We start from the raw sequence: 21,844 nt of genomic DNA, 5'->3' as shown, positions 1-21,844 counted from the left end.
CGGCTCAGATCAGGCCACGCCTTCGGGCTGCCATCGGGGTGGTCTGAGATAGCTGGACATGACCCACGAGTCATGCGAATCGCGTTCGTATGTCACCCGGGCCGCACCCGGGGCCAAACCACTCACGACCGCTCGGCCCGACGCATCCAGCGTGCCGCTATGCTTGGCACCCAGGCTGTCGGTGACCGTGAAGGTGCTTTTCTCGACCGGCGCATCCGTCACGTAATGGCGCAACACTTCGAGCTGGCCCGGCCCGGACTTCGGGAATGGCGGGAAGCCCCCACCGGTCCCCTGCGGTCCGTCCGTCTGATGGCTGCCCGCATGGATCGTGTGCGCGCCTGCCGTGCGCACCGTGTAGCCTTCGTCGCTGATGCGCACTTGGGTGCTGCCGGCGTGCAGTACGATTTCCTTGGCCGCGTGGAGCTGGATGCTGTCCGCGGTACTCATCACGCGAATCGACTGCCTGGCTTTCAGGTCGATGCCGTCGGCCTGCGCTTCGATGCGTACCTTCCCCGCGGCCGCGACCAGCGCCATCCCCGCCTTGTGCACGAACAGCGAGAACGCGTTCGACACGCTCGCGAACAACGATTGCCCCACTGCGAGCGCCACGTGACGGCCGCTCGTCACGGCAACGTCCTCGTTGCTCGCCACGTGAACGTTACGCTCGGCCGCCACGCTGACGCCCGCCGCGCTCGCCAGCACCAGATCCGGTTCCTTCAACTCCGGGAAGTCGTTCTCGCCCGCCGGCACATCGCCCCGAATCGCATCGTTGCGCGCCTTGATCGCCTTCGCGACTTCGCTCTGATCCGCGCCGAGCTGCTGCGCCTCGTGCTGCTGCGCGAGACCAGACAGGCTCTCCTGCAGCTCACGCGCTCGCGTTAATCGTCCCAACCCCGCCTTGACTTCCTTCGCCTGGCCGGCACCGTTCGGCTGGCCGTCGGTCGAGACGACTAGCCCCATCAGCGCGCGCACCACGCCCCAGTAATCGGTACGCAGATCGAAGCCCTTTCCGCGCGCGTCTGCCCGGCCCGTCTTCCGCACGATGCGCCGGAGGTTGCCCAGGGCCAGCACCGAGCTGCCGGCATCGCTCGCAATCTGCGTCTGGATTTGCCCCTGCGTATCGTCGATCGCGACATGGCCGGATGCCGTGCCATGGAACTCGCGACCGCGCAGCACCGCGACCGCCTGGTTCGCCGGCTGGTCCAGCGCCGGTTGCCGGAAAGCGTTCACCAGGCTGCCTGCGATCACCGGCAGGTCCGGATCGCCGTAGTAGTGCATCACCGCCACTTCGTGGCCGATCCGAGGCAGGAGCGTCGCCCCCATGTCGCCGCCCTGCCACGGCGACAGCACGCGCAGCCAGATGCCCGCGTGCTCGTCCAATTTGCCTTGGCGGTCCCACTTGAACTGGACTTTTACCCGACCATAGCGGTCGGTCCAGACTTCTTGTCCGGCCGGACCTACGACGATTGCCTTTTCGGGCCCGCTCAGGCGCGGTTTCTGGACACTACGTTCGAGCCGGAACGGCTCATTCGCGGGTAGCAACTCGAACTGCGCTTCGCACCGATACGCTTGCCCCGCGCCCGAGCGATCCCCGACATCCTCGATGTCGAGCCGGCACGACACCACCAAATATTCGCGATTCGCCGCCTGCTGCGGATAGCCCGTCAATGTGAAGGTGCGGCCGACCGTCAATCCGCGGAGATTACCCCGACCGTTGGCGCGCAATCCCGCGCAGCGCCTCGCTTCGAGTTGCACGCGCGCGAGGTGCCGCGCCTCCTGCTGTGTGTGATTGGCTTCTCCCGTGAGGCCGGATGAGCCCGCCAGCGGCTGGCTGTAGTCTCCCCAGTCGTAGATCTCGCCATCCGCGCACGTGGTCTCGCTCTGGCTCTCCTCGGTGACGGTGAGATTCGCGCGCGGCCGCGTGTAGTCGTAATCCACTACCGTCACGCTGCCCGACGTCAGCCGGCTCGTCACCGACAGCGCATGGATGTGTTCCTCATCGATTCGCTTGCCGTCCGGCGACAGGTAGCGCACCGTCTCATACGCCGCGCCGTGCGAATGGTGGCCACCCACCGTATCGCACAGCACGAGCCGCTGGTGGCCACCGTCGTGGTCGATCCACCACCAGATGCCCCATTCCTCCCACAGCCGCTGCAGGAAGGCCCAGTCGGTCTCGAACGCCTGGCGCTGCACGTCGCGCTTCGGGTAGAGGCCGTGGAACGCGCCGGCCAGACGTTTGTCGACCGGGTACGGGTACTTCGCAAGCACCGCGTCCGTGATCTCGACCACGCTCATGTCCTGGAAGATCCGGCTGTCCTGGGTGAGCGTCGCGCGATACAGCCAGGGCCGCAGTTCGAGTTCGTACAGGATCGAATGGCGGTCCGCGCCGGCGACCCGCGCCTCGGTAACCAGTGCCGTGATCTCGCGTATGCCTGCGCCGATGTTGCCGAGCCCCGCATTGCCCGCGAGACCGGAAACAAATTGCCCCTTGCCCTCGAGCTGGATCGAGACGGTCACTTCCGTGCCGACTATCCGATCCAGATCCAGATTGGCGGTGACGCTCGGCGAGAACGCGTATGCATCATCGGTACGCAGCGTGACGAGATAGCGGCATGCGTCGATGCGACCGATCGCTTCGGTGCCTTGCAGGCGCACCGGAGCAAACACCGGCAAACCGTCAACGCCATAGGTCGGCAGCGCCGCACCGGAAATCGCCAGCGTGCGGGCTTGATTGAGTGTTGTCATTGACAATCTCCCGTCGTTCACGCGCCGATTACGGTGGCGCCGCAACCGGTCTTGTCGCCGAGATAACCCACGCGTCGACCCCGATGCGTGCGCGGGCCGCTCGCCAATAGCGGGAAAACGCCACCACATTTCGGGCAGATCACGCCGTGGCCGTCCAGCGATACGGCAATCCCACGGTGCTTCAATTCGTCGGTTGCTTCGACAACCTTGCCACCGTGGTCGGTCACGTCACCAAGACGAACCATGTCGCGGCCCAGTGCATCTCGCATGACAACGCGCCTCGTAAGAGAAATGAAATATTTCTCTTCTACCCAACTTCAAAACGACACGCAATTTTTGAGATGAAGTCACGTGCTGCGGCCACAAACTCCGGCGCCTCCGAGTCCCCTCGCTGTCATAGGTTGCTGGAAAACCCCTAAAGGAATCGCCGGACCGCGAAAGGTAGCGGAAGGTTTCGCCTCCCTATACTCGTCAGGACGATGCAGCAAGCATCGCGCCAAACGAATACAACGAAGGAGACGACCCCGATGCGACCCATCCTGCGCACCCTCGCCGTTGCAGCCAGCCTGAGCTGCGCGCTCGCCGCTCACCCCGCCTTCGCCGACGACGGCGGCAAGGTCACGATCATGGTCGGCGGGATCGCCAAGCTGATCTACCTGCCCGCGCGGCTCACGCAGGAGCTCGGCTACTTCAAGGCAGAAGGGCTCGACGTCGAACTGCTGTCGCAGCCGGCCGGCGTCGATGCCGAGAACGAGCTGCTGGCGGGCGCCGTGCAGGGCGTCGTCGGCTTCTACGACCATACGATCGACCTGCAGAGCAAAGGCAAGGAAGTGAAGGCGATCGCCGTGTTCGGCCAGGTGCCGGGCGAGGTCGAGATGGTGTCGACCAAGGCCGCCCCCACCTTCAAGTCGATGGCCGACGCGAAAGGCAAGACGCTCGGCGTGACGGGCCTCGGCTCGTCGACGAGCTTCCTCACGCAATACCTCGCGCTGCAGCACGGGGTGACGTCGACGCAGTACACGATGCTGCCGGTCGGCGCCGACGCGAGCTTCATCGCCGCGATCAAGCAGGGCCGCATCGACGCCGGGATGACGACCGAGCCGACGGTGTCCGCGCTCGAGAAGATGGGCGACGCGAAGGTGCTGGTCGACCTGCGCACGCTGGAAGGTACGCGCGCCGCGCTCGGCGGCACCTATCCGGCCGCGAGCCTGTACGTGCAGTCGGCGTGGGCCGATTCGCACAAGGCCGAAGCGACCAAGCTCGCGCACGCGTTCGCGAAGACGATGCAGTTCATCCACACGCACAGCGCGGAGGAAATCGCCGCGAAGATGCCGGCCGACTATCAGAAGGACAAGGCGCTGTATGTGTCCGCGCTGAAGGCGTCGCTGCCGATGTACACGGCCGACGCGAAGATGCCGGCCGACGGCCCGGCAACCGTGCTGAAGGTGCTGTCGGCGTTCAACCCGTCGGTGAAGGGCAAGCACATCGACCTGGCGCGCACCTACACCAACGATTTCGTGAACGCGAAGTAATCGAGAGCGACACAGGCGCCGGCGGCGGCGATCCCGCCGCCGCGCGTTCCCCGTTCCGGCCCGGTTGACCGGCCCGGCGTCGCCACGATGCGGCGCCCTCCTCACCCGCAGGACGAATGCGATGAATCAGGCAGTTTCCCCGAGCACACCGGCGATCGAGTTTCGCAATGTGTCGTGCCGCTTCATTTCGCCGGAAGGCAAGGCCACCGTCGCGCTGCGCGACTTCAGCATGAACGTCGCGCGCGGCGAGTTCATCGCGATCGTCGGGCCGACCGGCTGCGGCAAGTCGACCACGCTGAACCTCATCACCGGCCTGCTCAAGCCAGCGTCGGGCGAGGTGCGCGTGATGGGCCGCCCGGTCGACGGGATCGACCCGCGCATCGGCTTCGTGTTCCAGGCCGACGCGGTATTCCCGTGGCGCAACGTGATCGACAACGTCGCGGCGGGCCCGCTGTTTCGCGGCCGCTCGAAGGACGTCGCGTACGCGCAGGCCGAGGAATGGATCCGCAAGGTCGGCCTCGACAAGTTCACGAAGCACTATCCGCATCAGCTCTCCGGCGGGATGCGCAAGCGCGTCGCGCTCGCGCAGACCTTCATCAACCAGCCGGAAATCCTGCTGATGGACGAGCCGTTCTCGGCGCTCGACATGCAGACGCGCACGCTGATGCAGGACGAGCTGCTGCAGTTGTGGTCCGCGAACAAGGGCTCGGTCGTGTTCGTCACGCACGACCTCGAGGAGGCGATCGCGCTCGCCGACCGCGTGTTCGTGCTGACCGCACGCCCCGCGACGCTCAAGCGCGTGTACGAGATCGACCTGCCGCGCCCGCGCGTCACGTCGGAGATTCGCTACGACACGCGCTTCATCGAAATTTCCAAGGACATCTGGCACGACCTGCGCGAAGAAGTGCAGATCGGCTGACAGCAGCAAGGACAGGACAGGAGCATGACCGACATGACGCTTCCCCCCACCGCCATTCCGGCAACGTCGCTCGAGGACGAGTCGCGCGCCGCTCAAACCCGGCTGCGCCGCCGCCGGCAACTGATCATCGGCCTGCGGATCGCCGTGCTCGTCGTCGTGCTGGGCGGCTGGGAACTCGCCGCGCGGCTCAAGTGGATCGATTCGTTCTTCTTCTCGCAGCCGACGCTGATCTTCGCGCAGATCCAGGACTGGTTCGTCAACGGCACGTCGCAGGGGCCGCTGCTCACGCAGGTCTGGGTGACGCTCGAGGAAACCACGATCGGCTTCCTGATCGGCTCGGTCGCCGGCGTGATCTGCGGGATCGTGCTCGGCCGCAACAAGCTGATGGCCGACGTGTTCGGCCTGTACATCCAGATCGCGAACTCGATTCCGCGCGTCGTGCTGGGCTCGGTGTTCGTGATCGCGCTCGGCCTCGGGATGGCATCGAAGATCGCGCTGGCCGTCGTGATGGTGTTCTTCGTCGTATTCGGCAACGCGTTCCAGGGCGTGCGCGAAGCTGACCGCTACCTGATCGCGAACGCGCAGATCCTCGGCGCGTCGCGCCGGCAGATCACCACGTCGGTCGTGATCCCGTCCGCGCTCTCGTGGATTCTCGCGAGCCTGCACGTGAGCTTCGGCTTCGCGCTGGTCGGTGCGGTCGTCGGCGAATTCCTGGGTTCCAAGCAGGGCATCGGCCTGCTAATCTCCACCGCCCAGGGCGCGTTCAACGCGAGCGGCGTGTTCGCGGCGATGATCGTGCTGGCCGTGGTCGCGCTGGCCGCCGACTATCTGCTGACCTGGCTCGAGAAGCGCCTGCTCAAGTGGCGCCCCGCCGCGTTCTGAGCAGCGCACGCATCGGATCACACGCCCGAACCGCGCCGGTTGCCCCGGCGCGGTTCGGCATTGAGGAGAAGGAATGGCGCACAGCCTGCGCGGGCGGCTCTTGTGGTGGCTGCTGCTGCCGCTCGCGGTGTTCGTGCTGATCGCGGGCGCGATGTCGTACGACACCGCGCGGACCACGGCCGGGCTCGTGCAGGACAGCGCGCTCGTCGCGTCCGCGCGCACGATCGGCGAGGACGTCGAATGGCGCGACGGCTATCTCGCGGCCGACGTGCCGCCCGCCGCGCTGGAGATCTTCGAATCGCCGTCGGCCGATTCGGTCTACTACAAGGTGATCGACAGCCGCCAGCGGCTGCTCGCCGGCAATCCGGCGCTCGCCCTGCCCGAGCGGCACGGCATCGAGCCGACGCTGTACGACACGGCGCTCGACGACGTGCCGCTGCGCGCGGTGGTCTACGACCGCCAGCTGTACAACGAGGGCAAGATCGAGACGGTCACGGTGGTCGTCGCGAAAACGACGCGCTCGCACGATGCGATGGTCGCGACGATCTGGCGGCCGCAACTCGTGCGCCTGTCGCTGATGCTGGTGCTCGCGGTCGTGCTCGTCTATCTCGGCCTCACGCTCGAGCTGCGCCCGCTGATGAAGCTGAAGGACGACGTCGCCGACCGCGGGCCGATGGAGCTGGAGCCGATTCGCCCGGAGCGGCTGCAGCACGAGCTGCGGCCGATCGTCGACGCGATCAACCAGTGCATCGCGCGGCTCAATACGCACACGGCCACGCAGCGCCGCTTCATCGCCGACGCCGCGCACCAGTTGCGCACGCCGATCGCCGTGCTCGATACGCAGATCCAGTACGCGCGGCAGCGCGAGCACAACGACCGAGAACTCGCGTCGGTGCTCGACAGCATGCAGCTCAGCAGCCGCAAGATGGCCGACGTGACCGACAAGCTGCTGCTGCTCGCGCACGCGGAAGCGACGCCGTCGACGCTGCTCACGCATCGCGTCGATCTCGCCGCCGTCGTATCGAGCGTGCTGGAGGAAACGATCGTGCTCGCGCAGCAGCGCGACATCGACCTCGGCGCCGATCTCGGCGAACGGCTCGACGTCGCGGGCAGCGACAGCCTGCTGACCGCGCTGGTGATGAACCTCGTCGACAACGCGGTGCGCTATACGCAACCGGGCGGCTACGTGACGGTCGCCGCGCGGCGCGACGGCGACGCCGTCGTGCTCGACGTGGTCGACAACGGCCCCGGCATTCCGGCCGAAGCGCGGCCGCACGTGTTCAAGCGGTTCTACCGCGTGTCGGCCGACACCGAAGGCTCGGGCCTGGGCCTCGCGATCGTCCGCGAGATCGCGCAGGCGCACGGCGGCAGCGCGTCGCTCGCGCCGGGGCCCGGCAATCGCGGTATCGTCGTGACCGTGCGGCTGCCCGCATACGCCTGAAGAGAAGTCGCCATGAAACTCCTGCTGGTCGAAGACAACGCCGAACTCGCGCACTGGATCGTGAACCTGCTGCGCGGCGAGGATTTCGCGGTCGACTGCGTCGGCGACGGCGAACGCGCGGACACGGTACTGAAAACCGAACGCTACGACGCGGTGCTGCTCGACATGCGGCTGCCCGGCATCAGCGGCAAGGAAGTGCTCGCGCGATTGCGGCGCCGCAACGACAACGTGCCGGTGCTGATGCTGACCGCGCACGGCTCGGTCGACGACAAGGTCGACTGCTTCGGCGCGGGCGCCGACGACTACGTGGTCAAGCCGTTCGAATCGCGCGAACTGGTCGCGCGGATCCGCGCGCTGATCCGCCGGCAGGCCGGCGTGGGCACGACGCAGCTCGTATGCGGCGATCTCGTCTATGCGTTCGGCACGCGCGAATTCCGTTGCGGCGACGCGGTGCTCGCGCTGCGCCGCCGCGAGCATGCGATTCTCGAAACGCTGATGCTGCAGCAAAACAAGACGGTGTCGAAGGCGCGGCTGATGGACAGCGTGTTCGCCCTCGACGACGAACCGAGCGCGGATGCGATCGACATCTATATCCACCGGCTGCGCAAGCATCTCGCGGGCAGCACGGCCGAGATCATCACGCTGCGCGGGCTCGGCTACATCCTGCGCGAGAAGAACGCGCAGGACTGACGGCCCCGCCTCCGGCGTCGATTCGTAGCACGTAACGTGTCGGCAGGCGCCCGCGCCCGCCCGCCTGCCCGATTCGCGATTATTGCGCGTTCGGTGTTTTCACCGATCCGATTCTTTCCTCCGGGAAAGCGGCGTGAAGGATTCCACCCTCTACGATGCTACATGTCGGCCCCCTCGCTGTGGCCGGCAACAGCTGGCATACATTACGTACTGCCAACAAACAGATTTCAATGCGGCAGCTCGGAGGAGACGATCTTGAAACGAAAAACCCTTGCCCTTTCCATCGCGGCGGCAGGCCTGTGCGCCGGCACCCAGGCGCACGCGCAGTCGAGCGTGCAGCTCTATGGCCTGATGGACCTGAGCTTTCCGACCTACCGGACCCACGCCGACGCGAACGGCAATCATGTGATCGGCATGGGCAACGAGGGCGAACCGTGGTTCAGCGGCAGCCGCTGGGGCCTGCGAGGCGCCGAGGACATCGGCGGCGGCACGAAGATCATCTTCCGCCTCGAAAGCGAATTCGTGGTCGCGAACGGCCAGATGGAAGACGAAGGCCAGATCTTCGACCGCGACGCGTGGGTTGGCGTCGAGGACGAGCGCTTCGGCAAGCTGACGGCCGGCTTCCAGAATACGATCGCGCGCGACGCGTCGGCGATCTACGGCGACGCGTACGGTTCCGCGAAGCTCACGACCGAGGAAGGCGGCTGGACCAACTCGAACAACTTCAAGCAGATGATCTTCTACGCGGCCGGCCCGACCGGCACGCGCTACAACAACGGCCTCGCGTGGAAGAAGCTGTTCAGCAACGGCATCTTCGCGAGCGCCGGCTACCAGTTCAGCAACTCGACCTCGTTCGCGACCGGCTCCGCATACCAGGTCGCGCTCGGCTACAACGGCGGGCCGTTCGCCGTGTCGGGCTTCTACAACCACGTGAACCACAACGGCTTCAGGAACCAGACGTTCTCGGTCGGCGGCGACTACTCGTTCAGCATCGTGCGCCTGAATGCCGGCTACTTCCGCTACAACGGCGATCAGGGCTCGCTCGGCCAGCGCCACGACGATTCGTGGACCGTGTCGATGAAGATCGCGCCGAAGGGCGCGCTCGACTACGAGCTCGGCTACCAGCAGATGCGCATCAAGAACGCCGCGTACAACGCCGACGGCTTCACGCCGAATGCGAACCTCGGCGCGTTCAGCCTGACCAACGGCGTCGGTAACGGCTTCAAGGAGACGATCTACGGGTCGGTGTTCTATCACCTGAGCAAGCGCACCGAACTGTACCTGGCCGGCGACTACATGAAGCTGCATGGCGGCTACAAGGTGTCGTCGACGTTCGGCGCGAAGAACCAGCTCGAACTGACCTCGGGCATCCGCACGCGCTTCTGACCCTGCGGCCGGGGCGCGCCGCGCCCCGCCGTGCCCTTCGTTCGGGATTCTCCATGCGGGCACGTCGGCGCATTGCGCCGACCGTGCCCTTTTTTCGTCGTTTTTCGGCCCGTGCGGGGCCCCGGTGACACGGCGGTCGGCTGGCGCCGCGACAACCGGCCCGAAGCCGCTTGCGGCCCGTGGGACGGGCGATCGCGGCCGATGCACGCACGATCGCCTCACATCGGTGCTTGACCTGCGCCGACCGACTCGCTAGCGTTTCGGGTTTGCCCGGGTGGCCATTGCCGCCGGTGCCGTGAGTGCGCCCGACGTCCTGGCGCACGCGGCCGGGCTCCGATGGAAAAAACGATGCAGAAACTCGATGCGGCGAGCCCGCAGGCGATGTCGACGGATTTCACCGCCGACAACGTCGCGCGCCTGAAGGCGCTGTTCCCCGAACTCGTGACCGAAGGCCCGGACGGCGCGTCGGTCGACGTCGACGTGCTGAAGGCGCTGGTCGGCGAGCGCACCGTCGGCGACGCCGACGAGCGCTACGGCTTCCACTGGCACGGCAAGCGCAGCGCGCGCCAGGCCGCGCTCACGCCGTCGACGGGCACGCTGCGTCCGTGCCCCGGCGACAGCGTCGCGTGGGACGACACGCGCCATCTCGTGATCGAGGGCGACAACCTCGACGTGATGAAGCTGCTGCACAAGAGCTACGCGGGCAAGGTGAAGCTCGTCTACATCGACCCGCCGTACAACACCGGCAGCGATTTCGTCTATCCGGACGACTTCAGCGACAGCATCCGCCACTACCTGGCGATGACGGGCCAGACCGACGGCGGCGTGAAGCGCAGCACCAACACCGAGGCGAACGGCCGGTTCCACACCGACTGGCTGAACATGATGTATCCGCGCCTGAAGCTCGCGCACGCGCTGCTGTCCGACGAAGGGCTGATCGCCGTACACATCGACGAGCATGAAGTGCACGCGCTCGTGCTGATGCTGCGCGAGATCTTCGGCGAGGAGAACGAGCTCGGCGTCGCCGTGTGGGACAAGCGCAACCCGAAAGGCGATGCGCGCGGCGTCGCGTATCAGCACGAATCGCTGGTGCTGTTCGCGCGCAACGCCGAGACGCTGCTCGAGCAGGCGCCGCTGAAGCGCCCGAAGCGCAACGCGCAGCGCATGCTGGATGCCGCGCACGACGCGGTGTACCGCAGCGGCAACGCGAAGGACGCGCAAAAGGCCTACCGCGCGTGGATGAAGGCGCAGACCAACCTGTCGGGCGGCGAGGTGATGTACGACCGGCTGTCGGCCGACGGGCGCGTGTACCGCCTCGTGTCGATGGCGTGGCCGAACAAGAAGAAGGCGCCGGAAGAGTATTTCACGCCGCTGATCCACCCGGTCACCGGCAAGCCGTGCGCGATGCCGGCGCGCGGCTGGCGCAACCCGCCCGCGACGATGCAGGCGCTGATCGAGCGCGGCCAGATCGAATTCGGTCCGGATGAAACCACGCAGCCGCAGCGGATCTACTACCTCGACGAGAACATGTACGAGAACGTGCCGTCGGTGCTGCCGTTCGCCGGCTCCGACGACGCGCTGCTGAAGACGCTCGGCATCCCGTTCGATCAGCCGAAGCCGGTCGATTTCGCGGCGGCCGTGATCGGCTGGTGCACGCGCGGCGACGACATCGTGCTCGACTGCTTCGCCGGCTCCGGCTCGACCGGCCACGCGGTGATGCAGGTGAACGCGACCGACGGCGGCGCGCGCCGCTACATCCTCGTGCAGCTGCCCGAGGCGCTCGACCGCCGCGACAAGACGCAGCTGGCGGCCGCCGATTTCTGCGCGAAGCTGAAGAAGCCGCTCACGCTCGCGGAAATCACGAAGGAACGCCTGCGCCGCACCGCGCAGCAGGTCGCGCGCGACTATCCGGAAAGCTATGGCGATCTCGGTTTCCGCGTGTACCGGCTCGACACGACCAACGTGATCGAGTGGGACCCGCGCCGCGACGACTTCGACCACGCGCTCTTCGCGTCCGTCGAGCACGTGAAGACCGGCCGCAGCGAGGACGACCTGCTCGCCGAACTGACACTGAAGCTCGGCCTCGACCTGTGCACGCCGGTCGGGCATCACCAGGTCGCGGGCAAGACCGTGCACCTGATCGGCCGCTCGATCGTCGCGTGCTTCGATGCGCGCATTTCGCGCGACGACGCGGGCCCGCTCGCCGACGGCATCGTCGAGCTGCTCGACGCGACCGGCGCGACGCGCGACGTCACGTGCCTGTTCCGCGACAGCGGCTTCGTCGACGACGTCGCGAAGCTCAATCTCGCCGCGCTGCTCGAACAGCACGGCGTGAAGCGCGTGCGGAGCCTGTGATGCGGCTGCATTTCGAAGCGGATCTCGACTACCAGCGCGAGGCGATCGACGCCGTCTGCGACCTGTTTCGCGGCCAGGAATCGTATCGCGGCGACTTCAGCGTGCTCGCGAACGCCGCGCCCGGCACGACGGCCGCCGCGCAAGGCTCGCTCGGCTTCGCGGTGTCGGAGCAAGGCGTCGGCAACCGGCTGTCGCTGACCGACGACGCGCTCGCGCGCAATCTCGCCGACGTGCAGCTGCGCGGCGGGCTGCCGCCGTCCGGCTTGCCCGGCTCGCGCGACTTCACCGTCGAGATGGAGACCGGCACCGGCAAGACCTACGTGTACCTGCGCACGATCTTCGAGCTGAACCGCCGTTACGGCTTCACGAAGTTCGTGATCGTCGTGCCGTCGATCGCGATCAAGGAAGGCGTGCACAAGACGCTTTCCATCACCGAGGACCATTTCCGCGCGCTGTACGCGGGCGTGCCGTACGACTATTTCCTGTACGACTCCGCGAAGCTCGGCCAGGTGCGCCACTTCGCGGCGAGTGCGGCGATCCAGATCATGGTGATGACGGTTGCCGCGATCAACAAGAAAGAGATCAACAACCTCTACAAGGACAGCGAGAAGACCGGCGGCGAGAAGCCGATCGACCTGATCCGCGCGACGCGGCCGATCGTGATCGTCGACGAGCCGCAAAGCGTCGACGGCGGGCTCGAGGGGCGCGGGCGCGAAGCGCTCGCCGCGATGGCGCCGCTCTGCACGCTGCGCTATTCGGCGACGCACGTCGACCGCCACCACATGGTGTACCGGCTCGACGCGGTCGACGCGTACGAGCGCAAGCTCGTCAAGCAGATCGAGATCGCGTCGGCGATCGTCGAGGATGCGCACAACAAGCCGTACGTGCGGCTCGTCGGCGTGTCGAACCGGCGCGGCGCGATCAGCGCGCGCATCGAGCTCGACGTCGCGACCGCGGCCGGCGTGAAGCGCCAGATCGTGTCGGCGACCGACGGCGACGATCTCGAACGCCTGACCAGGCGCGCGCTGTACGCGGGGCTGCGAATCGGCGAGGTGCATGCGGTGAAGGGTGCCGAATACGTCGAGCTGCGCCATCCGGAAGGCGAGGCGTTCCTGTCGCTCGGCGAGGCGTTCGGCGACATCGACACGCTCGCCGTGCAGCGCGAGATGATCCGCCGCACGATCCGCGAGCATCTCGACAAGGAATTGCGTCTGGCCGAGCGCGGTGTGAAGGTGCTGTCGCTGTTCTTCGTCGATTCGGTCGAGCGCTATCGCCGCTACGACGAAAACGGGATGCCCGTGAAGGGCGACTACGCGCTGATCTTCGAAGAGGAATATGCGCGCGCGGCGCGCGTGCCGGCCTACCGCGCGCTGTTCGACGGCGTCGACGTCGCGCTCGAAGTCGAGCGCGCACATAACGGCTACTTCTCGATCGACCGCAAGGGCGGCTGGACCGACACGAGCGAAAGCAGCGCCGCGGCACGCGAGAACGCGGAGCGCGCGTACGGCCTCATCATGCGCGAGAAGGAAGCGCTGCTGTCGTTCGACACGCCGCTGAAGTTCATCTTCTCGCATTCGGCGCTGAAGGAAGGCTGGGACAACCCGAACGTGTTCCAGATCTGCACGTTGCGCGACATCCAGACCGAACGCGAGCGTCGCCAGACGCTCGGCCGCGGGCTGCGCCTCGCGGTCGACCAGGACGGCGAACGCGTGCGTGACCCGGGCGTCAACACGCTCACCGTGATCGCGACCGAGCGCTACGAGTCGTTCGCGGAGAACCTGCAGAAGGAAATCGAGGCCGATACGGGCATTCGCTTCGGCATCGTCGAGGAGCACCAGTTCGCGGCACTGCCGGTGCAGGAAGGCGACGGGCCCGCGCATGCGCTCGGCATCGAGCTGTCGCGCGTGCTGTGGACGCATCTGCATGAGCAGGGCTACGTCGACGCGCAGGGCAAGGTGCTCGACCGGCTCAAGGATGCGCTGCGCCAGAGCGCGCTCGTGCTGCCCGTCGCGTTCGAGACGCTGCGCGCGCCGATCGTCGCGACGCTGCGCAAGCTGTCGGGCCGCTTCGCGGTGCGCAATGCGGACGAGCGTCGCGCGATCGCGTTGCGGCGCGATGCTTCGGGCAAGGCCATCGTGTTCGGCGACGACTTCCGCGCGTTGTGGGACCGCATCCGCCATCGCACCGTGTACAGCGTCGAATTCGACAACGCGAAGCTCGTGCGCGATTGCACGGCCGCGCTGCGCGACGCGCCGGACATCGCGCGCGCACGGCTGCAATGGCGCAAGGCCGAGATCGACATCGGCAAGGCCGGCATCGAGGCGATCGAGGTGGCGGGCGCCGGCACGGTGCTGATCGACGAAGGCGAGTTGCCGCTGCCCGACCTGCTCACCGAACTGCAGGACCGCACGCAGCTCACGCGCCGCTCGCTCGCGACGATCCTGGCCGACAGCGGCCGGCTCGACGATTTCCGCGTGAATCCGCAGCAGTTCATCGCGCTGGCCGCCGAGGCGATCAACCGCTGCAAGCGGCTTGCGCTGGTTGCGGGCATCGCGTACCGCAAGCTCGGCGAACGCCACGTGCATGCGCTCGAGTCGTTCGAAAGCGAGGCGCTGACCGGCTATCTGCGCAATCTGCGGCCCGATGCGCGGAAGTCGATCCACGAGGCCGTCGTGTGCGAGACCGACGCGGAGCGTGCATTCGCCGATGCGCTCGAAGCGCACGACGGCGTGAAGCTGTACGCGAAGCTGCCCGCGTGGTTCCGCGTGCCGACACCGCTCGGCAGCTATCACCCGGACTGGGCGGTGCTCGCGGAGCAGGACGGCGGCGAGCGGCTGTATTTCGTCGTCGATACGCCGAATGCCGACGGCGACGTGACGAGCGAGCACGAGCGCGCGAAGCTCGTGTGCGGCGACGCGCATTTCCGAGCGCTGGTGGACGGCGAAGAGGCCGCGCGATTCGTGCGCGTCAGGCAGGCCGATGCGTTGTTCGAGCCGGTCACAGCCGTCGCGCCGCTGGCGGGCGCGGGACGCTGAAACGAAGGGCGGCGACGAGCCGCCCTTTTTTTCGTTTCATCGATACGGATGCGATGAATCCGCTTGTCATACGGATGAAAGCGATTCGTATCCTCGCGGGTTCGCGTGTGTGGTTACGGCTGGTTGCAAATCGGGGTCGATGCGATCGCGGTGCGCAGCACCTCCGTTTTCTCCCCGCCACGAAAAAGGGCGCCGAAGCGCCCTTTCTCCACATGCGTGCGCCGCAGTTACAGCGTGCGGCCGAATGCGTTGCGATGTGCGTGATGCGTGGATGTCGACGCATGCGCGGTATGGCCGTGCGTATGCGCGTGACCGTGACCCGGCTGCGTGCCAGCACGATCGGCGATCGTGTCGGAGCGGTCGGCTGCGCGTGCGAGGCCCTTGTCGCGGTCGCCCGCGTGCACGCTGTTCGAGTTGCTCAGTGCTTCGCCGCTCATGTGGCCGGCGGACATGCCGCCCGCGTTGCCACCCATGCCGCCGGCACCGTGACCACCACCGTTGCCGCCACCACCACCATTGCCGCCGGCTGCCGCATTCGCGGAAACGGCACCGAGTGCGAGGAGCGCGGCGGCCAGTACGGACAGATATCGTTGCGTTTTCATTGTTTGCTCCCTGGAGCGTGTTCGAATGATTGCATTCTAGGAACTCGCGGTTTCCGCGCGACTCGACGTTGTAAATGATCGTAACGGTGCGCGAGATGCGCATTCGTCAGATCAATGTGCGACATGCCGGTCGCGCGCGCGGACTGCGTGGCCGGCCGTCGTCGGACGAAGGGAGATGAAAGGCGGGAACGGCACCGTGGCACCGTCTCGCCGTTTCCGCCGTTGTGCGCGCTTACTGCGCCGTCTGCACGCCCTGCGCGGCGGCCTTGCGCTGCGCCGCCACCTCCTGCTCGTGCTTCTTCGCCATGTGGTGGCCGACGATGCAGCCGCCGACCGCGCCGACCACGGCGTGATGTCCCGCGTAGTGGCCGGCGACGCCGCCCACCACCGCGCCCTTCATGCAGCCCGCCGCGTGCGCGCTGCCGATCGTTGCGAGCGCAACGACGGCGGCCGCCGCGCACGACCTGATGTGTCGAATGGGCATCATGCGATCACTCTCCTCTTGTCGTCGTGATCAGTATTCTCGTGGGCCGCTCGCCCGGTTCAGTTCCAGCGGCCGCGCCAGCCGTCGCCGTCACGCCAGGCGCGCTCGCGCCACTCGTGCTCGCGCCATTCACGGCGACGCCACTCGTGTTCACGCCATTGACGCGCACGCCAGTCGTCGTCGCGGTAACCCACCGGCGCGTACATCACCGGCGGAGGCGGCGCCACGTAGACCGGCGCCGGCGCCTCATAAACGCCCGGCACACCGATCCCGACCGACAGGTCGACATGGGCCGATGCGACACCCGAAGCTGCCAGCGCCGCTACACCGAGAACTGCACCGAGGATAAGTTTCTTGCTCATTTCGCGACTCCCTGCACGTGTCGTGCGTCATGTGACTACGGTTCGGAGTCTAGGCACGGGGCGCCGACACAGGTGAAACCGGTCTGCGAGACCGGTAACGGACGTTTACGGGGAGGCGCAAAGCCTTGCAGGACAAGGGTGGCGGGCGATTCGACACGCCGTTGCGACGGCGCATCGAATCGGCAAAGGCGGGAATTTTTGCCGAAAAGCGCGCCGGCGACGCACGCCGTGCGCGCCGATCGAACGACGTCACGCGCGGATATCGTCGACGCTGCGCAGCCAGTGCACGCTGAACAGATTGTCCGCGTCGGTCCACACGGTGTCGGGCTCGAAGCCCGCCCGGCGCGCGATCGCATGGAAGCCGTCGATCGTGAACTTGTGCGAGTTCTCCGTGTGGATGTGCTCGCCCGCCTCGAAGCGGAACGCGTGGCCACGCACGTGCACCGCTTGCGCGATATCGCTGACGAGATGCATCTCGATGCGCTGCCGTTCCCCGTCGTAAAACGCGTAATGCGAGAACGCGTCGAGATCGAAGTCCGCGCCGAGCTCGGCGTTCGCACGGGCGAGCAGGTTCAGGTTGAACCGCGCGGTCACGCCTTGTGCGTCGTTGTACGCGCGATGCAGCGTGCGCGCGTCCTTCACGAGATCCACGCCGACCAGCAGGCCGCCGCCGCGCAACAGCCGCGCGGCGTCGCGCAGGAACGCGTCGGCTTCCTCGGGCGAGAAGTTGCCGATCGTCGAGCCGGGGAAGAAGCCGATGCGCCGGCGCGGCGTCTCCGTCAGTTCGGCCAGTTGCTCGGCCTTCGTGTAGTCGGCCGCGATCGGCGCGACGTCGAGCCACGGATACGCGGCACGCAGCCGCGCGGCGGCGCCGTGCAGGTAGTCGGCCGAGATGTCGATCGGCACGTAGCGCGCCGGCGCGTTCGCGTAGTTGTCCGCACACGCGTCGAGCAGCACGCGGATCTTCTCGAGCGAGCCCGCGCCGAATTCGACGATGTCCGCATGCGGGCCGACGCGCCGCACGATCTCGGCCGCGCGATCGCGCAGGATGCCGAGTTCCGTGCGTGTCGGGTAGTACTCGGGCAACTCGCAGATGCGGTCGAACAACGCCGAGCCGGCCGCATCGTAGAAGTATTTCGGCGAAATGCTGCGCGGCGTGCGCGACAGTCCGTCGATCAGATCGCGCTCGAACGCGCTCGGCCGCGAATCGCGGGCGGGTTGCAGGCCACCGCTCGTGGCCGTCAGATCAGACGTCTCGCGCAAGTCGCACTCCCGTGAATTGCCAGCGCGCGGCCGGCGGAAAGAAATTGCGGTACGTCGGCCGTTCGTGCCCCGGCGGCGTCGCGATGCTGCTGCCGCGCAGGACCTGCTGGCCCACCATGAACTTGCCGTTGTATTCGGCGGCGACTCCCGCGAGCGGCCGAAAGCCCGGATACGGCTCGTAGGACGAACGCGTCCATTGCCACACGTGCCCGAGCATCTGCTGAATACCGTCCGCGCCGACTGCGGCTTCCCATTCGAATTCGGTCGGCAGGCGTGCGCCGGCCCACTCCGCGTACGCGGCCGCTTCGTAGAAGCTCACGTGACACACGGGCGCATCGGGCACGAGCGGCTCCACGCCGTGCAGACCGAACGCGCGCCATGCGTGTACGGTTTCCGGCTCACCGTCGTCGTCGGAAAGCCAGTAAGCGGGCCCTCGCCACCCTTCCCGCTGCACCGTCGCCCAGCCGTCCGACAACCAGTATTCAGGGCGTGCGTAACCGCCGTCCGCGATGAAGGCCGCGAATTCGGCATTCGTCACGAGACGGTTCGCGATCTCGAACGGACGCACGAGCGCCGTATGGCGCGGCCGTTCGTTGTCGAACGAGAACGTGTCGCCGTCGTGGCCGATCTCGACGAGTCCGCCCGGCTGTTGCAGCCAGCGCAACGGGCCGGCATCGCCCGCGGCCAGGGCCGCAAGCTCATCGGTGCCGTTGCGCGGCCGGAACGCGGGCTTCAGCGGGTTGCACGAGAACGCATGCAGCATGTCCGTGACGATCAGCTCCTGATGCTGCTGTTCGTGATGCAGGCCGAGTTCGATCTCGGGCGCGATCGTGGCGAGCATCGTCGGATCGGCGCCGTCGAGCGCGCGCAGCATCGCGTCGTCGACGTACTGACGGTACGCATGCACCTCGTCGAGCGACGGACGCGTGAGCAGCCCGCGCTGCGGCCGCGGATGGCGCGGGCCGAGCGCTTCGTAATAGGAATTGAAGAGGAACTGGAACGCGTCGTCGAACGGCGCGTAACCGCGCACGCGGCGCATCAGTACGACGGTTTCGAAGAACCAGGTCGTATGCGCGAGATGCCATTTCACCGGACTCGCATCGGGCATCGACTGCACGGCCTGGTCTTCGGCGGACAGCGTCGCCGTCAACGCGACGCTATGGGCGCGCACGTCCTGATAACGGCGCTGAAGCTGGGATGCAAGGAGGCTCATCGGTTTACCGTCCACGTCGCGATTCGCTGCGTTGCGTTGCCGGAAAAAGGAAAGCCTTGCGCTCGGATGCGCGCGGCTGACGTGCGACCTTCAATGCTGCGTCGTCGGGCAGCCGGCGCGCGCGCCGGGCCGCTGGTGCGGCGACACTTCATCTGCCCGTGCAGAACAGTATGGGCCAGAAATGTGAACGTCGCGAATCGGATTTCGGGCGAAACGAAGACGAAAGACAAATGAAAGCACTCGCGCTTCGAGCGGCGGCGGTATAACGAGGCGTCGATGCCCGTGATGGCGGGGCCGAGAGGTCGATCGCAAAGGGCATGCCTGCGCGTCGGCATTACCGTCGCCTCATGACAGCCGCGCGACACGCATGAAAGGTCGACGACCGGGGCACACCGGAGGGACGGCGTCACGCAGTCGATATCGGCCCCGATCCGCACGTTGGCATCGCGGCCGTCGGTGCGATGTTCAACTGCCCTGCCCGCCGTGCGCTTCCCGGCTTTTGAAAAATTTTTCGCGTCGATGTCACACGCGCGGGGGTCTCGCTCGTCATATCAACGGAACCCACACGAAAGGAGAAGGAACCATGACTGCGAAACTCAATCCGTTTGCCGCCGCCCCCGCGCTGATGAAGAACTGGATGGCCGTATCGGTCGCCGCTGCCGGGAGCCTCGAGCCGACGCTGATCGAGCTGGTCAAGATCCGCGCATCGCAGATCAACGCGTGTGCGAACTGCCTTAACATGCACACCGTCGAGGCGCGCGAGCAAGGCGAGACCGAGCAGCGCATCAACCTGCTGGCCGCGTGGCGCGAAGCGCCCTGCTACACCGACCGCGAACGCGCGGCGCTCGGCTGGACCGACGCGCTCACGCGGCTGTCGGAGGGCCATGGCGCGCACGAAGCCGCGTATGCGGCGCTGAACGACCATTTCAGCCATGAGGAACAGGTGAAACTCACGGTGATGATCAACGTGATCAACGGCTGGAACCGGCTGGCCGTCGGCTTCGGGCTGTGGATCGATCCGGCTGAAGCGAAAGCCGCTGCCGCGAAGATGGTGGCCTGATGACCGATCTCGATCCGGCTGCGGGCAGCGCCGAAGACCGGGACGACGCTGCGGCGAGCTTCGATCCGCTGCGTCGCACGCTGATCCGCGTCGCGTACCGGATGCTCGGTTCCGTCGCGGACGCCGAGGACATCGTGCAGGAGGCGTTCATCCGCTGGATGGACGTCGATCGCACGGAGGTGCGCGTGCCCGAGGCGTTCCTGCGCCGCATGGTGATGCGCATGTGCCTCGATCAGTTGAAGTCCGCGCGGCACCAGCGCGAGACGTATATCGGCCCGTGGCTGCCGGAGCCGGTCGTCGAGGAAGATGAACAGGAGGACGTCACGCTGCCGCTGATGCTCGCGCTCGAACGGCTCTCGCCGCTCGAACGCGCGGCGTTTCTTCTGCACGATGTGTTCGGCCTCGAGTTCGACGAGATCGCGACGACGATCCAGCGTGACCCGGCCGCATGCCGGCAGCTTGCGGCGCGGGCGCGCACGCATGTACGCGAGGCGCGGCCGCGGTTTCATGTCGAGAAGCAGCGCGGGATCGAGCTGGCCGAGGCGTTCTTCGCGGCGTCACGCAGCGGCGACATGCGCGCGCTCGGCGCGATGCTCGCCGAGGACGTGAGCCTGCATTCGGACGGCGGCGGCAAGCGCTCGGCCGCGGGCAAGCCGGTGTTCGGCTTCGAGCGTGTGATGAAGGTGCACGAATACCTGGCCGGGCTGTTCGCCACGCATGCGTCGACGCTCGTGCGTGCCGGGTTCGTCAACGGGTTGCCGGGTTTCGTCACGCTGGAGGCCGACGGCGAGTTGCAGACCACGGCGCTCGAGATCGAAGACGGAAAGATCGTCGCGATCTATGTCGTGCGGAATCCTGACAAGTTGAAGCATCTGCATTGATGCTTGACGAGCGGGGGCTTTGCGCCCCGTCTTGTCGATTGCTGGCTGCCGGTCTCGCATGTATCGCACATGGAGCATCGCGCGCATGCATTGGCTATTTCGACCGCAAAAAGAAAAACGCCACGCGATGTTGCCGCGTGGCGTTTGTATGTTGGCGAGCCGGATTGCCCGTAGGCAATGCGCACTGCCAGACCCCTTCATTTTGTTCGTTGGTAGGCTCGATTGGATTCGAACCAACGACCCCCACCATGTCAAGGTGGTGCTCTAACCAACTGAGCTACGAGCCTAAGAAGCCGCGAATTATAGAGAGGGTTTTGGAGGTGCGCAAGTCCCTTCGTGAATATTTTTTGAATCGGGCGTGTGCGGGTGTCGATGATCGATGAAGTCTCGCGATGCCGGGCACGTTGGCTTCACTGCTTCGCCTCACAGTAAAACGTGTCGATGCGCTGTGACGTTATCCACATTGCCCTCTGGATAACCGTCCGGCAAGCCTCTGGATTCACAGTGGAACGATTGAGGATATGTCGGCGTGGCTGTGAATCGACGAAAAGTTGTTCTGTGCTTCACAGAGTTTTGCGTGTGTATCGCCGGTGGTTATGCGTTCCGATTCGTCTTGGAAATTCAGGGCGTTACGGAGGTTATCCACTGTGAGGCACCGAGCTTGTTAACTATCACTACGTATGTATACGAACTCTGTTAACACCTTTGGATAAGCACAGTCCGTCGACTGTGATCCGGGCACGGTATGCACTTCGTCCGGCAAACGGAGCAATGGAAGTCGAAGCCTGTGACCAGCTCGAACGCTCGTGTCTGTAGAATCGCCGGGGTTCAGAATCGTTGTCGGTACAAGGGCCGACGATTCAACATGAGGTTCGATCCCGACGATCGATGAAGGCACCCGTCAATGTGAGGCTGGTGACAGGTATTGCTGGCTGCGCCGCAGGTGCATATGCCCGATGTGGCCGCAGTTGCACGAGGATCCGTTATGACAAAC

17 protein-coding genes and 1 tRNA gene are annotated in these 21,844 nt (G+C 66.3%); 10 read left to right on the top strand and 8 right to left on the bottom strand.

The annotated features are described in order from the left end of the window. Positions 1–9 precede the first annotated feature (9 nt). Together ACV22V_RS31125 and ACV22V_RS31120 are read right to left on the bottom strand one after the other, a co-directional pair. On the bottom strand, positions 10–2,745 hold the full coding sequence (locus ACV22V_RS31125; protein WP_448016516.1) for a type VI secretion system Vgr family protein: 2,736 nt from the start codon (positions 2,743–2,745) through the stop codon (positions 10–12). Between the two features lie 17 nt (positions 2,746–2,762). Beyond that, positions 2,763–3,014, bottom strand: coding sequence for a PAAR domain-containing protein (locus ACV22V_RS31120; protein WP_082725317.1), 252 nt, complete (start codon positions 3,012–3,014; stop codon positions 2,763–2,765). A 258-nt stretch (positions 3,015–3,272) separates the two neighbouring features. On the opposite strand from ACV22V_RS31120, the gene ACV22V_RS31115 reads away from it, so the two are divergent. The 8 genes from ACV22V_RS31115 (at position 3,273) to ACV22V_RS31080 (ending at position 14,985) form a co-directional block, all read left to right on the top strand. After that, positions 3,273–4,277: an ABC transporter substrate-binding protein gene (locus ACV22V_RS31115; protein WP_059690698.1), complete on the top strand. Its 1,005-nt coding sequence runs from the start codon at positions 3,273–3,275 to the stop codon at positions 4,275–4,277. Positions 4,278–4,398: 121 nt separating this feature from the next. After that, positions 4,399–5,196 (top strand): ABC transporter ATP-binding protein, encoded by a 798-nt coding sequence (locus ACV22V_RS31110; protein ID WP_059531344.1) that lies wholly within the window; start codon positions 4,399–4,401, stop codon positions 5,194–5,196. 24 nt (positions 5,197–5,220) lie between these two features. Beyond that, the gene (locus tag ACV22V_RS31105) at positions 5,221–6,078 is read left to right on the top strand and encodes an ABC transporter permease (RefSeq protein ID WP_107938093.1); all 858 of its coding nucleotides are present in this window, start codon (positions 5,221–5,223) and stop codon (positions 6,076–6,078) included. 73 nt (positions 6,079–6,151) lie between these two features. Further along, the gene (locus ACV22V_RS31100) at positions 6,152–7,519 is read left to right on the top strand and encodes a sensor histidine kinase (protein ID WP_448016515.1); all 1,368 of its coding nucleotides are present in this window, start codon (positions 6,152–6,154) and stop codon (positions 7,517–7,519) included. A 12-nt stretch (positions 7,520–7,531) separates the two neighbouring features. Beyond that, positions 7,532–8,209 (top strand): response regulator, encoded by a 678-nt coding sequence (locus ACV22V_RS31095; RefSeq protein ID WP_059531350.1) that lies wholly within the window; start codon positions 7,532–7,534, stop codon positions 8,207–8,209. A 255-nt stretch (positions 8,210–8,464) separates the two neighbouring features. Continuing rightward, positions 8,465–9,595: a porin gene (locus ACV22V_RS31090; RefSeq protein ID WP_059699551.1), complete on the top strand. Its 1,131-nt coding sequence runs from the start codon at positions 8,465–8,467 to the stop codon at positions 9,593–9,595. 348 nt (positions 9,596–9,943) lie between these two features. Then, complete coding sequence (locus ACV22V_RS31085) at positions 9,944–11,950, top strand: site-specific DNA-methyltransferase (RefSeq protein WP_257127693.1); 2,007 nt, start codon at positions 9,944–9,946, stop codon at positions 11,948–11,950. Further along, positions 11,950–14,985, top strand: coding sequence for a type III restriction-modification system endonuclease (locus ACV22V_RS31080; protein WP_448016514.1), 3,036 nt, complete (start codon positions 11,950–11,952; stop codon positions 14,983–14,985). The genes ACV22V_RS31085 and ACV22V_RS31080 overlap by 1 nt, the downstream gene beginning before the upstream one ends. Positions 14,986–15,212: 227 nt before the next feature. On the opposite strand, the gene ACV22V_RS31075 is transcribed toward ACV22V_RS31080, so the two are convergent. The 5 genes from ACV22V_RS31075 to egtB all read right to left on the bottom strand — a co-directional run bounded on the left by ACV22V_RS31075 (position 15,213) and on the right by egtB (position 18,909). Further along, positions 15,213–15,587: a hypothetical protein gene (locus tag ACV22V_RS31075; protein WP_059531362.1), complete on the bottom strand. Its 375-nt coding sequence runs from the start codon at positions 15,585–15,587 to the stop codon at positions 15,213–15,215. A 232-nt stretch (positions 15,588–15,819) separates the two neighbouring features. Beyond that, positions 15,820–16,074 (bottom strand): hypothetical protein, encoded by a 255-nt coding sequence (locus ACV22V_RS31070; protein ID WP_448016513.1) that lies wholly within the window; start codon positions 16,072–16,074, stop codon positions 15,820–15,822. A 56-nt stretch (positions 16,075–16,130) separates the two neighbouring features. Next, the gene (locus ACV22V_RS31065; protein WP_059531368.1) at positions 16,131–16,433 is read right to left on the bottom strand and encodes a hypothetical protein; all 303 of its coding nucleotides are present in this window, start codon (positions 16,431–16,433) and stop codon (positions 16,131–16,133) included. A 249-nt stretch (positions 16,434–16,682) separates the two neighbouring features. Further along, the gene (gene egtD / locus ACV22V_RS31060; protein ID WP_448016512.1) at positions 16,683–17,696 is read right to left on the bottom strand and encodes an L-histidine N(alpha)-methyltransferase; all 1,014 of its coding nucleotides are present in this window, start codon (positions 17,694–17,696) and stop codon (positions 16,683–16,685) included. Further along, positions 17,680–18,909, bottom strand: a complete 1,230-nt coding sequence (gene egtB / locus ACV22V_RS31055) for an ergothioneine biosynthesis protein EgtB (protein ID WP_448016510.1) — start codon at positions 18,907–18,909, stop codon at positions 17,680–17,682. The genes egtD and egtB overlap by 17 nt, the downstream gene beginning before the upstream one ends. 583 nt (positions 18,910–19,492) lie before the next feature. Between egtB and ACV22V_RS31050 the strand changes: the two genes are divergently transcribed. Together ACV22V_RS31050 and ACV22V_RS31045 are read left to right on the top strand one after the other, a co-directional pair. Continuing rightward, positions 19,493–19,969 carry a carboxymuconolactone decarboxylase family protein gene (locus tag ACV22V_RS31050; RefSeq protein WP_448016509.1) on the top strand — a complete coding sequence of 159 codons (477 nt, stop codon included), beginning with the start codon at positions 19,493–19,495 and terminating at the stop codon, positions 19,967–19,969. Then, positions 19,969–20,850, top strand: a complete 882-nt coding sequence (locus ACV22V_RS31045; protein ID WP_059699536.1) for a sigma-70 family RNA polymerase sigma factor — start codon at positions 19,969–19,971, stop codon at positions 20,848–20,850. The genes ACV22V_RS31050 and ACV22V_RS31045 overlap by 1 nt, the downstream gene beginning before the upstream one ends. A 210-nt stretch (positions 20,851–21,060) precedes the next feature. Here ACV22V_RS31045 and ACV22V_RS31040 read toward each other — a convergent pair. After that, positions 21,061–21,137, bottom strand: a tRNA-Val gene (locus ACV22V_RS31040). Positions 21,138–21,844 lie beyond the last annotated feature (707 nt).

The organism is Burkholderia sp. AW33-5, assembly GCF_053427615.1.
The sequence above is the reverse complement of the archived record's forward strand: the minus strand, read 5'-3'. Positions and strand labels throughout refer to the sequence as shown.

Excerpts from the sequence above, each read along its gene's own strand:
- ACV22V_RS31125 (WP_448016516.1), bottom strand. The coding sequence starts at position 2,745 with ATGACAACACTCAATCAAGCCCGCACGCTGGCGATTTCCGGTGCGGCG.
- ACV22V_RS31120 (WP_082725317.1), bottom strand. The coding sequence starts at position 3,014 with ATGCGAGATGCACTGGGCCGCGACATGGTTCGTCTTGGTGACGTGACC.
- ACV22V_RS31115 (WP_059690698.1), top strand. The coding sequence starts at position 3,273 with ATGCGACCCATCCTGCGCACCCTCGCCGTTGCAGCCAGCCTGAGCTGC.
- ACV22V_RS31110 (WP_059531344.1), top strand. The coding sequence starts at position 4,399 with ATGAATCAGGCAGTTTCCCCGAGCACACCGGCGATCGAGTTTCGCAAT.
- ACV22V_RS31105 (WP_107938093.1), top strand. The coding sequence starts at position 5,221 with ATGACCGACATGACGCTTCCCCCCACCGCCATTCCGGCAACGTCGCTC.
- ACV22V_RS31100 (WP_448016515.1), top strand. The coding sequence starts at position 6,152 with ATGGCGCACAGCCTGCGCGGGCGGCTCTTGTGGTGGCTGCTGCTGCCG.
- ACV22V_RS31095 (WP_059531350.1), top strand. The coding sequence starts at position 7,532 with ATGAAACTCCTGCTGGTCGAAGACAACGCCGAACTCGCGCACTGGATC.
- ACV22V_RS31085 (WP_257127693.1), top strand. The coding sequence starts at position 9,944 with ATGCAGAAACTCGATGCGGCGAGCCCGCAGGCGATGTCGACGGATTTC.
- ACV22V_RS31080 (WP_448016514.1), top strand. The coding sequence starts at position 11,950 with ATGCGGCTGCATTTCGAAGCGGATCTCGACTACCAGCGCGAGGCGATC.
- ACV22V_RS31075 (WP_059531362.1), bottom strand. The coding sequence starts at position 15,587 with ATGAAAACGCAACGATATCTGTCCGTACTGGCCGCCGCGCTCCTCGCA.
- ACV22V_RS31070 (WP_448016513.1), bottom strand. The coding sequence starts at position 16,074 with ATGATGCCCATTCGACACATCAGGTCGTGCGCGGCGGCCGCCGTCGTT.
- ACV22V_RS31065 (WP_059531368.1), bottom strand. The coding sequence starts at position 16,433 with ATGAGCAAGAAACTTATCCTCGGTGCAGTTCTCGGTGTAGCGGCGCTG.
- egtB (WP_448016510.1), bottom strand. The coding sequence starts at position 18,909 with ATGAGCCTCCTTGCATCCCAGCTTCAGCGCCGTTATCAGGACGTGCGC.
- ACV22V_RS31050 (WP_448016509.1), top strand. The coding sequence starts at position 19,493 with ATGACTGCGAAACTCAATCCGTTTGCCGCCGCCCCCGCGCTGATGAAG.
- ACV22V_RS31045 (WP_059699536.1), top strand. The coding sequence starts at position 19,969 with ATGACCGATCTCGATCCGGCTGCGGGCAGCGCCGAAGACCGGGACGAC.